This is a genomic window from Streptomyces sp. NPDC029956, assembly GCF_055574655.1.
In genome coordinates, this window is the sequence record NZ_JBVHZJ010000106.1 from 1 (window position 1) to 11,370 (window position 11,370).

An 11,370-nucleotide genomic window follows, 5' to 3' on the forward strand; every position below is an offset into this window, starting at 1 on the left:
CCCCTCTCTCCTCCTTCCCGAAAGGAAGGAGAAGGACTGAAACCACCATGATAGGGTGTCTCCCCCCCCCCCCGTCACGCCGGGTGCCTCCTTCCCGTCGCATGACGCCGTCGCGTCATGCGACAGCCGCACACGGCGCGACGAGCAACGCGGATGCTACGACCCGTCCCGCACCGTCCCCGCGAACTCGGGCCCCGGGACGGGCTCCCAGGTGGCGTCGTACGTGGTCAGCCCCGCCCGCAGCGACTCCACCGGCTCGCTCACGTCGTCCCTGACCGTGGGCACGGTCACCTCGACGGTCGTCGAGCCGACCGGGACGGAGACGGGCAGGTTCAAGCCGCCGAACTCGATCTGGGAGAGGGGAGTGGCCGTGGCCGGCACCTCTCCGAGCTGCTCCTTCAGCCACGCCTGGTCGACGTCCGCCGTGGACAGCTCCGTACCGCCGGCCGGCGGCAGGAAGGAGACGTGGCCGCCGATCTCGGTGTCGGCCGGCTCGGACAGCGTCACCCGCCAGGTCAGCGCGGCGCCCTCGGTCACCGCGTCGGCGACGGGCGACACGGTCACCCTGGGCATGGGGTCGTCGTTCCGCACGGTCACTCCACCGCGGTGAGCGCCGATCGCCGTGCCGCGCACCGCCTTGACGAAGGCGTCGTGCGTGACGTCGTGGCGGAAGCGGTCGTTGCCCCGCACCTCGACCGGTACGTCGATGTCATGACGTCCCGGACGTACCGTCACCGTCCGGGAGGTGAGCTCGCCCGTGGCCGGATCTGCGACGAACAGCCGGACCTGGCCGGTGCCCTGACCGGACACCCGTACCGGCACCCGGTAGGTCCGGACGCCGGTGTCACCTTCCGCGACCGTCAGGCGTCCGACGTCGACACGCGCCAGCGCCGCCGGACGTACGGCCGGAGTGCCGGGGCGCCAGCCCCACGCGTCCATCAGCCACGCGCGGCCGGCGGTCGTGCGCGGAGTCAGTTCGAGTGCCGTGATCCGCTTCAGATCGAGGCCGGACCGGGCGGCGGCGGACAGCGGTACGCGCACCTCGCGCGCCCAGTAGGAGGCGGTCCGCTCGCTGCCGGGGAGCCCCTCGACGCGGGTACGGCCCAGGTGCGCGCGGCGCCCCGAGGCGTCCGTCACGGCCACGTCCAGCTCGGTGCCCGTGCTGTTGGGCGGGACGATCACCCGAACGGCGAGGGAGTCGGATCCGGCCAGGGAGACCGGCCGTGCCGAGCGCACCGCGACCGGGGTTCCGGGACGCGACCACTCCAGGGCGACGGCGTCACGGCCCGGTTCGGGCGAGGCCTCCCAGTACGCGAAGTGCGGTGACGCACCGCCCGCTTCGGGGGACAGGCACGCGCGGCCGGAGTCGGGGTCGATCTGGGCGCAGAGCCTGCCACCGCCGGTCACGGTGAGGGCGGAGGAGCCGGGCACGAAGGCCGGCGTCCGGTGCGCGCCGACGGCGTGGCTGAGGGCGCGGACCGGACCGGCCGAGGGCGCGCGGCGGCCGGTGCCGTCGAGGAGCGGACGGACCCGGTCGTCACCGGCGACGAACAGCCGGGCGGCCGCGGCGATGTAGGTGGCGCCGGCGGCCTGCTGCTGTGCGGCGGTGAGCCGGGTCCGAGTGCCGGGGGAGCAGACCGGGTCGGGCTGCTCGTCGGACCAGAAGTCGTCGAAGGCCGGTGCCTGCGCCTGGCCAGGGGTCCACTCGCTGTTGAAGAAGTTGTGGTTGGCGCCGACCATGTACACCGCGCTGTGCAGAGCGGTGCCACGGCTGACGCCGCGCGTGCCGTCGACGAAGTTCTGGCCCTGGAGGTCGGACACGTCGCCGTCGCAGCCCGGCAGGATGGTCATGGAGGGTACGTCGGGCGCGGGGTTGTTGCCGAAGATCGTGGGTCCGATCGGCACGGTGCCGAGGATCTTCCACCGTACGGGGCCCCGGTAGCCGTCCTGGTCGGCGGGCGGCGGGGTGAGGGTGTCGAGTGCGGCCCGGTTGACGCCCTCGCCGCCACGTGAGTGGCCGACGAGCAGCACCCGCGACAGGTCCGCGGCGGAGGCGTTGCGCACGGCGGCCGGGGCGGTGGCCCGCTGGGCGGACCAGTCGGCCCAGCGGGCCAGATGCTGTCGGATGAGGGAGGAGCGGGCCTGGGCGCCGCCGTCCTCGGCACGGAAGTCCTGGCCGTTGATGCCGTTGGCGGATATGGACAGGGTCACGTACCCCTGGGAGGCGAGGAGCCGCTGGGCCCGCAGGTACCCCTGGTGGCTCGGTATCGGCTTCGATCCGGCGGCGCAGGGCCAGTCGCCGGTCACGTCCTCGGTCCCGGGGGTGTAGCAGGTGCCGTGGCGGCCGTGCAGGAAGAGGGCCACGGGCCGCTTACCGGGGGCGCCGGCCGGTCCGACGACCGTGGCGCGCATCTCGACGGGCTCGGGGAATCCGGGCAGCCGCACGGACTTCAGGTCGTACGCGCCACCGACGGTGCGGTAGCGGCCGGGAACTCCGGGGTCCACCCCGTTCGCGGGAAGCGGGGCGCCCGGCAGCGCGGCCGGGGCGGAGGGGTCGGTGGGCGTGAGACGCGCGGAGCGGGCGGGATCGGCCGCGTCGAGCCGACGCCCGCCGGCCGTGACCCGCAACTCGGTCCCCTCGGTGAGCTCCATGCCCTGGAGGGGCAGCCGGAAGGACCGGCCGTCCCGCGCGGCCACCGGGTGACCGAGAAGCCGGTCACCGGCGTGGAACGCGACGCGGGAGTCGCCCATGGGGACGGGATCGGGCGATGTCCAGACGAGCTGTCGACGTGTCCCGGCGCCGGACACCTGCCAGCCCTCGGGCAGGTCGAGATGGCCGAGCCGACTGCTCGGGGAGGCGGCCGAGGACGTACCGGGCGAGGACGCACCGGGCGACGACTGTGCGGACGACGGCTGTGCTGACGACGGCTGTGCGGACGACGGGGAAGATGCCGACTGTCCGGACGGCGGCTGTGCGGACGACGGTGGTCCGGATGGCGGGGCAGCGGACGGTGACGACTGGGCGAACGCGGCCCCGGCTGACACCGAGGCCAGCGCGAGTAATGCCGCGGCGGTGGCCACGCCGCGTGGAGCACGTATCAAGGCGGACTTCCTCACGATCGGTCGTGTGGGGTGCAGGTGCGGAGGAGGCGTGTGGAGCGCGTCGGGGCTCGCAACGCGCGGATGCGCCCGAACGCGCCGCCCTCTCCAGCCCCCTCTCGCTTTCGGAGGATGACAACGACCGGGCAGGGGTTGCCTGATGGCGTGAACAGTGCGCCGGGAGGCGCGTTCTCGCCCCGGGGACGGGCGTGCAGGTGGGCTGCGCGCAACGGCTGGGCGTGCAGGTGGCGCGCGCGATGGAGAGGGCGCGCGCTCAACGGCTGTGCTCCGCACGGCCCGACGGGGGTCGTTCCGGCCAACTCACGTCCCGTAGGACTGCATTCACGCGACAGACATCCCGAAGTCAGGAACAGGCCGGTCAGGTTGCGTATCCATAACGGGTCTGGTTCGAAGAGCGGTGCCCGGGACGCGAGTACACGACGTATGGGCGGACGGGTGCGTCGGAAGGCGCGCTCATCGGGGGCCACCGCCCGTCCGAGAGGAACTCTCCGTGGATCGCAGGTCTCTGCTCACCGTCGCCACTGGGGCGGTGGGCGCGTTCGCCGCCTCCCAGGTACCGGCGAGCGCGGCACGCCCGGAACACTCGGGTCCGGAGCACTCCGGTCCGGGGCAGGCCGGTCGTGGGCACGCCGGTCCGGGGCGCCCGGTCACCACCTTCAACGTCATCAGCGACATCCAGGGTGACCTCCGGGACCTCGGCGTCGCCCTGGAGGACATGAACCGGACGAACCCCACGAGTTCGGGCCTCGCCGTGGCGGGCGACATCACACCGCGCGGCTACGACGCCGAGTACGCGGCGGTCGGCTCCGAGGTCGCGCGCCACACCCACGCGGGTACGGTCGCCTGGGCCATCGGCAACCACGAGTTCTACGTCCCCAAGTGGCGCGACCCGTCGACACTGGCGCAGGACACCTGGCCCAACGGCACCACCGAGGACTCGCTGTTCCGGAGCTTCTACACCTTCGCCGGACGCAACACGGTGTACGCGGAGCACTCGTTCGGCGGCATTCCGGTGCTGAGCCTCGGCACGGAGAAGTACATGCACTACCACGACCCGAAACTGTGGGACGAGGTATGGCTGAGCGAGGCACAGCTCACCTGGCTGGAGGAGCGCCTCGCGCACTGGGCGCGCCGCCGCAAGCCGGTCATGGTCATCACCCACCACCCGCTCCCCAACACCGTCTCGGGCAGCCACAACCGGCTCTACTCGCGCGACTACCTCCAGGCGGACCGTCTCCTGGGCATCCTCGGCCGCCACAAGGACGTCTTCCTCTTCTGCGGGCACACGCACTGGGACCTCGCCCTGTCGGACTGGTACGTCCGCAGGGTCGTCCCCGGCACGGCCAACCTGGACGGCTTCTCGGTGATCAACACGGGCGCCGTGCAGACGGGCTTCACGGACGACGGCAAGGGCGGAGAGGTCACGGTCCCCGGCACGTTCAACCAGGGCCTCCAGGTCGAGGTGTTCCGCGACCGCGTGGTGGTGAAGGCCCGTGACTTCGCAGCCGGCGCCTGGCTGAAGCAGATCACGGTCCCCCTCTCGACCCGCATCTGACGACCGGGTCGGGCGGCCGGGCCCGTGATCGAGTACGCCGCAGAGCGGCACTGGCGCATCATGAACGCATGACCGATCAGCCGCCGCTCAGCACCCTGACGTTGCGCCACGGAATTCCGGACAACCGGGCGGCGGATGCCTGGGCAGAGGTGCGGCCGCTCGTCGACGGAGTGGACGCGCGGCGAGCCGGTGGAGGAGCAGGTACGGGGCGATTCCCCGCGCACCTTCTCGCGGACGACCCACGAAGGACGGCTGAGACCCGAGGAGGCTGAGGAGGCACGACGGCACAGGCGGGGGCGATACGGAGCGGGCCACCCGCCGGCGGGCGGGTCCGCTCGCGCATGCGCAACAAGTCATCGACCGGCGACCCGCATGCTGCGCACGCCGGAGTCTCCGGCTACGGTCTCCGGATGACCGAACTCGACACCCTGGGCGCGACCCGTGACGCCTACGACGCCATCGCGACCGTGTACGCGGAGCAGTTCCAGGACTCCCTGCGTGACCGCCCCCTGGAGCGCGCCCTGTTGGCCGCCTTCGCGGAACTGGCGCGGACGATCGGTGACGGCCGGGGCCAGGTCGCGGACCTCGGCTGCGGGCCGGGCTACGTCACCGCCCACCTGCACGGACTGGGCCTCGACGCGTTCGGCGTCGACGCCTCGCCGGTGATGGTCGAGCTCGCGCACGCATCCCACCCCGGGCTGCGCTTCGAGGTCGGATCGATGGCCGCGCTGGACATCGAGGACGGCGCTCTGGCCGGCGCACTCTCGCGCTGGTCCGTCATCCACACACCGCCGCAGGACGTCCCTGCCATCGTTGCGGAGATCTCCCGGGTCCTGGCACCCGGCGGGCACCTCCTGATCGCCTTCCCGGCCACGGACGGCCCGCACGTAGAGACGCAGAGCTACGACCACACGGTGGCGACGGCCTACCGCTGGAACCCCGACGCCCTTGCCGCGCTCCTGCGCGACCACGGTGTGACGGAGGTGGGCCGTACGACGATCGTGCCGCTGCCGACCGACCGCCGGCAGTTCAAGGAGATCCAACTCCTCGCCCGCAAGGCGACCACTGGAACCTGAGCATCAGCGTCGACGTCGGTGCTGGGCGACGCGAAGCGTGGCAGCGCGGGTCGAGACTTCGGGGGACCGGGCTTCCGATGATCGCCTGACCATTGCGAAGATCGGCGCCATGACCATCCCGTTCTCCGTCGACCGGATCCTCGGCGACCGTTCCTTCGCCGAGATCGGTGACCCCGTACTGGCAGTCGCCGACGAGAGGCGTGGCCTGCTGGCCGTGGCCGGCAGTCACGAGTTCGGCGGCACCTCGCCCGTCGGTGTGTACGGCACGGGGGATCTGGCCTGCCGCGCCCTCGTCCGCTCGTTCCACCCGGTACAGGCGATGGCCTTCCATCCCACGCTTCCCCTGCTCGCGGTCGGCACCGGCGGCTACGACGGCGGCTACTTCTTCGAAGGCCAGCTCCTCCTGCTGCACCTGGAGACGGGTCAGGGCATGTCGCTCATCGAACACGCGCTGGGCCGCCAGGTACTCGAGTTGGAATGGCTCGACGACCAGGCACTGCGGATGGTCATGGCGCCGCATGACGACTGGGAGGACAGCACCGCGCGCGTCGAGGGCCATGTCGCCGTGGTGCGCCGACCGGACTGGACCGCCGTGCCGGCCAGGTCCCTCACCGAACACGACCTGGCCGGCCCGCGGGTGCCGGCGCCGCGTCCTGATGGCAGCGCAGTCGCCCAACGGATGGTTGCGGAGTTGAGCGAGGACTTGGACCGGCGCCGCAATGTTCGCGCGGTCGAGGCACTTTCGGACGGCCGGATCCTGGCCACGCTCGACGGGGTGCAGCTGGAATCCTGGCTGCCCTCGGGCGAGCGGGCCTGGATGGTTCCGGACGAGGAGGGCGGGCGCGAGATCGTCGTCGCCAAGGGCGAGGAATCCGCTTGGGTCGGGCTCGTACGCCGTCCCGGCGCGCGTGGCTCCGTCCCGCAGTCGGTCGTCCGGCTTTCCCTCGCCGACGGGAAGCAGCTCGACAGCATCGTCCCGTCGTCGCACGTGTCGCTGGTGCGCTGTGCTGACGGCCGGCCGGCCCTGTCACCGGACGGACGCCATGCCGGCCGCAGTCGACTTCCCGTACGGGGTGGAAGCCGCATCTACTTCCTGTCCCGCCGGCCCGCGGGCGATCGGAACCCTTGCGAGGGGGAGCGCTGGGTCACGGCCATGGACCTGGAAGGGCCCGCGACCGTGCGACCGGTCGAAGCCCTCGATTCCTCCGGTCGACGGATGTTTCCGTACTCCTGGGAGCCCGACGAGTCGCACTTCGGCGGCCCGGGCATCGAGGCGGCGGACGGAACCCTGGTCCATGCCGGAACGGTGTACAGCGGCCAGGGGCTCCAGCCCGGTGGGTCGTTCGTCGTCCGGCGCGACACGACCGACGGCCGCCCGCGGTGGGTGTTCCGTACCGACCGGAAGGCCACCGCACTGGACGCTGATGCGACTGCCGTCTACGTCGGGTACGACGACGGAGAGGTGGTTGCGCTCGACCTGGGCGACGGCACGGTGCGCTGGCGGCAGCACCTCACCGTCGGTGGCGTCTCCGCCGTACCGACCGCTCTCACCGTCACAGCCTCCGGCCGGTTCCTCATCGGCACCGGCGACGGCCGCATCCTCGCATGCACGGACACGTGGGGGGAGCCCGCACGGCCCTCGAACGACGACTGTCCGGCGTGGTCCCCCGGATCATGAAACGCGACCGACGGAATCACCGACGACGGCCTCAGGCGAGCGGCCCCAGGGTGCCCTGGGACTCGATCAGTCCCTCATCGCTCGGGGGCTTGTCCTCGCCGAGCACACGTGTGAACTGTCGGGCCCGCAGATCGAGATGGGCTTCGGCGGGCCTGGTGAAGCCGTGGCGGGCGCGGGCCTCGGCCGGGGTCAGGACTTCCTCGCGGCGGGGCGGGATGCCGAGCTTCATCGGGGCGACCACCGCGACCGTGGACGGGGACTGCCGTGCGAGCAGGAACAGCTCGACTCCGGGGCTGAGGTGCGCGAGCGCGAACGAGGCCTTCATGACGGGCACGATGAGCGCGTCGAGGACGCGTGACTGCCGGATTCCGGCCAGCTCGCGCATCCAGCGCGGCATGGTGGCGAGGGTGGCCATGCGCAGCGCCTGTGCCACGAGCAGCGTGGCCGGCCTCGCCCAGCGTGGTGCAGGCGGCAGCACGAGGTCGGCGCGCAGCAGGTGTGCCATGGCCTGGCGGGCGATCGGGCTGGCGGACAGCTGCGGACGCATCCGTACGAAGTACGCCCGCACGCCCTCGCGGGTGCGCGGGATGTCGTCGGGGGAGCAGGTCTGGAATTCCGCGGCGGTCGCGCAGGCCTGCCAGTACTCGCGCTCCTCGTCGGCGGTCAGCTTGCCCGGACCGTACTTCTCGTACGCGTACAGGATGGAGTGCCAGCCGGTGAGCTGGATCCACAGCTGGGAGGCGGGGTCGTTGGCGTCGTAGGTCCCCTCACGGTAGGGCAGTCGTCCGACAGCCTTGGAGTGGACCTTGACCAGGACGTCCGCCGCCTTGCACACCTCGCGCGAGCCGGCGAAGGCCACCATCGCGAAGTACCGCAGGGTGCGGTCGTAGCGCGTGCGCGGTCGTCGGTAGATGCCCTGGGTTCCGTGGACGGCGGCCACCAGGGGCGGATCGAGTTCCTCGACGACCACGGACCGCTGGAAACCGACCGTCAGGGAGGTCGGATAGCTCCAGACCTTCCACACCACCGACCCGGGGCCGAAGAAGCCGTAGTCCTCGTGTGGTTCGACCTCGCTCCGCTTCAGCAACGCCATCGTTCCGCTCCTCGACTCGGGTCCGCTCACGCCATTACGACAGTGCTGTCTTAAATTAAGACACGGATGTCGTAAACTGCCAAGGTGTCTCCCTCCACCGCTTCGGAAGCCACGCCGCGCAAGCGGCGCCCCTACGCCCCGCGGGTCCCGCTCGCGGAACGCCGCGAGCAACTGCTCGACGCGGCGCTGGCCGTGATCGTCAGTGACGGATACGCCGGGGTCTCCATCGATGCCATCGCGAAGCGGGCCGATGTCGCCCGGTCGGTGGTCTACGGCGTCTTCGAGAACCTCGGTGACCTCCTGGGCGCCCTGCTCGACAGGGAGCAGGCCCGCGCGTTCCGGCAGCTCATGGAGACCGTCCCCGGAGGGGCGGACCCGCGGGAACCGGCATCGTTCGCCGCGGAGACCGTGCGCCGGATGTCCGCGATGCTCCGGACCGCCCCCGACACGTGGCGGCTGATCCTGCTGACACCGGGGGACATGCCCGCGGTCGTCCGCGACCGCGTCGAAGCCGACCGCGAGCGGTTCCGCCGCCGGGTCGCCGACTGGGCCACCGCCGTCCTCGCCGACCGGGGCCACTCCGAGCTCGACCCCGAGATCCTCGCCCACGCCTTCGTCGCCTGCGCCGAGCAGTTCGGCCGCACCGCCCTCACCGACCCGAAGAGGTTCGAGCCGGAACATGTGGCCCGGCAGGTGGAGGTCCTGTTCCACGCGCTGTTCGCCGGCTCGTGACCCGGGTGGCAACGCCAAGACCGGGCGGGCCCATCTCAACAGCAGCGGCGGATAGCCCGGTTCACCGCTTTCCCTGGGGCCCAGGGAAAGCGGTGACGGGTCGGACGGCGCATGCACCCTCCTCTTCATGTTCCGTACGGACGTACGTGCGAAGACGTTAGGGTGCGTGCGTGATGATGAACTCTTCACCTCGTCAGGTGGACACCCAGACGCTCGGCGGCGTGGGCCAACGCATCGCCATGATCGCGGTAGGTGGTGTGTTCGTGCTGCTGGGCGCCATGGGGTTGGTCGAAGCGGCTGATCCCGCCGGCGTCGCGATCTACTCCGGGTGTCTCGCCCTCGGCCTCTGGATCGTCTTCCGAGGCGGCCTCGTGGGGTTGCGAGTCGACGTCGCGGGAATCACGGAGCGCGGCCTCGGGCGATCGCGGACCGTGCTGTGGTGCGCGATCAGTGAGTTCGGCCTGAGCGCGCGAGGCCTTGGTCCGGCACAGACCGCAAGCCCGGAACTCGTCCTCAAGGACGGCACCTCGATGCCGCTCACCGCCATCGCCTCGTACTCCAGCACCAGGACCCAGGCCGACCTGGCCCTGCTCACGTCCCGGCACGCTGCCCACCTCCGCGCCTGCCGCGCGTGCGCGTCGGCAGCCTCGGACGTGGCCGGCTGAGTCCTGCCCCGGCTGTGCTTCCGGTGGGGCCGGACCCGGTGAGGTCTGGGATCCCTGACGGTGTCCCAGACCTGGGATCAGCGCATCAGTGCATCAGCAGCAGTCGGGTGTTCGGTACGAGCTTCCGGTTCACGCTGGTGCTCTGCACGAAGATCGTGAAGTCGTCGTTGTGGTCGGGCTTGACGCGCACCTCGACGTCCGGAAGGCCCAGCAGCGATCGGGCCTCGGGCCCCGTGTACACCCGGTCCGTCTTCTTCTCCAGCACCGCGATCTCCTTCCGTGCCTGGATCTTCTCCGACTTGCTCAGCTGGTAGAACGCACCACCGGTCCGGTAGGTGTGCCCGCTCTCGACGACCCAGTCCCGGATCGCCGCATCGCGCGCGACCGCGATCAGTTCGTACTCCGACGGAGCCACAGGGGTGAGGCCGGCCGCTTCGACGGTGTCCTTGTTCACCGCCTCGGCCCCCACCGAGAACACGGCCCGCGATCCCCGGATGCCCTTGCTGCGCCCCACCATGAACTTCTCGGTGGCCTCCTGGATGACCTGCCCGGCCTCCTCCAGACCCTGGGTGCTCGTGGCGTCCCAGATGGCGATGTTGTCCTTCGGGAAGCCACCCTGCATGGCCTCGTGCCTGCCCATCTGGTCCGGTACGAGGACGGCCAGCGTCCAGTTGTCCTCCTGCGTCCGGATCATCTCCGCCACGGCCTTCACCAGTTCACGCGGATCCTTGGCCGGAGCATCCGGGCAGCGGTGGCTCGCGTTCTCCTGACCGTCGGTCAGCACGAACGTCAGGAAGCTGTGGTCGCCGTACAGCTGCGCCGTCTGTGCGAGCTCCCGCTGGGACTTCAGCGCGGCCGCCAGCAGGGCCGTCATGCCACCCACCCGGTACAGCTGCTTCAGCGACGGCATCCGCAGCACGTCCTTGTCGTAGATGACGCACTCCACCTTGTCGGCGAAGACGTACACCGTGACGCGGGTCTCCTGGTCCAGGTCCTTCGAGCGGCGGGCAAGGTACGCGATCTGCTGGTCGGCGACCTCGACGACCTTGCGGCTCAGGTGCGACATGGACGAACTGGCGTCCAGCACAAGAGCGACGTGGTTGATGTAGTTCTGGCTCCGGGTCATGGCAGCTCCCCCTCGTTCCGACTCGATGCATCCACCGTCTCACCCACCGCTGACAATCGAACGTGGCTTCGGTGCGGGTGGTCGCGAAGGCGGTGTCACATCCCGAGGGAGGCCGTGAAGTCCCCTTCTCCAGGCCCTTGTTCTGCCCTGCGTCGAACGTCGGTGCGGACACGCGTGTGTCACTCCGTGGCCGGTTCGCCGGCGCGCGGAGAACGCGGTGGTGGGGGGGGGGGGGGGGGGGGGGGGGGGAGGAACGCGGGTGTCGTTGGTGCTGCCGCTCCGTACTGTTTTGCCCCTGCTCTTGGGCGACGATTCCGAAAGTCAC

Annotated in this window: 8 protein-coding genes; 5 read left to right on the top strand and 3 right to left on the bottom strand. The window is 71.0% G+C overall.

The features are described from left to right. Positions 1-156: 156 nt before the first annotated feature. The gene (locus tag ACZ4XX_RS39735; protein ID WP_468512686.1) at positions 157-2,751 is read right to left on the bottom strand and encodes an alpha/beta hydrolase family protein; all 2,595 of its coding nucleotides are present in this window, start codon (positions 2,749-2,751) and stop codon (positions 157-159) included. Between the two features lie 859 nt (positions 2,752-3,610). Between ACZ4XX_RS39735 and ACZ4XX_RS39740 the strand changes: the two genes are divergently transcribed. From ACZ4XX_RS39740 to ACZ4XX_RS39750, 3 genes are all read left to right on the top strand, one after another. Beyond that, positions 3,611-4,675, top strand: coding sequence for a metallophosphoesterase family protein (locus ACZ4XX_RS39740; protein WP_468512687.1), 1,065 nt, complete (start codon positions 3,611-3,613; stop codon positions 4,673-4,675). Between the two features lie 410 nt (positions 4,676-5,085). Next, positions 5,086-5,751: a class I SAM-dependent DNA methyltransferase gene (locus ACZ4XX_RS39745; RefSeq protein WP_468512688.1), complete on the top strand. Its 666-nt coding sequence runs from the start codon at positions 5,086-5,088 to the stop codon at positions 5,749-5,751. Between the two features lie 109 nt (positions 5,752-5,860). Continuing rightward, entirely contained in the window at positions 5,861-7,429 is a 1,569-nt protein-coding gene (locus tag ACZ4XX_RS39750) for an outer membrane protein assembly factor BamB family protein (RefSeq protein ID WP_468512689.1), read from the top strand. Between the two features lie 31 nt (positions 7,430-7,460). Here the strand turns inward: ACZ4XX_RS39750 and ACZ4XX_RS39755 are convergent, their stop codons facing one another. Continuing rightward, positions 7,461-8,522, bottom strand: coding sequence for an oxygenase MpaB family protein (locus tag ACZ4XX_RS39755; protein ID WP_468512690.1), 1,062 nt, complete (start codon positions 8,520-8,522; stop codon positions 7,461-7,463). A gap of 84 nt (positions 8,523-8,606) precedes the next feature. Here ACZ4XX_RS39755 and ACZ4XX_RS39760 point away from each other — a divergent pair, with 84 nt between their 5' ends. Both ACZ4XX_RS39760 and ACZ4XX_RS39765 read left to right on the top strand, forming a co-directional pair. Further along, a complete protein-coding gene (locus ACZ4XX_RS39760) occupies positions 8,607-9,254 on the top strand; it encodes a TetR/AcrR family transcriptional regulator (protein WP_468512691.1) in 648 nt (215 codons plus the stop codon). A 197-nt stretch (positions 9,255-9,451) separates the two neighbouring features. Next, positions 9,452-9,919, top strand: a complete 468-nt coding sequence (locus ACZ4XX_RS39765) for a hypothetical protein (protein ID WP_468512692.1) — start codon at positions 9,452-9,454, stop codon at positions 9,917-9,919. A gap of 85 nt (positions 9,920-10,004) precedes the next feature. Here the strand turns inward: ACZ4XX_RS39765 and ACZ4XX_RS39770 are convergent, their stop codons facing one another. Further along, positions 10,005-11,045 (bottom strand): vWA domain-containing protein, encoded by a 1,041-nt coding sequence (locus tag ACZ4XX_RS39770; RefSeq protein ID WP_468512693.1) that lies wholly within the window; start codon positions 11,043-11,045, stop codon positions 10,005-10,007. Between the last annotated feature and the right edge of the window lie 325 nt (positions 11,046-11,370).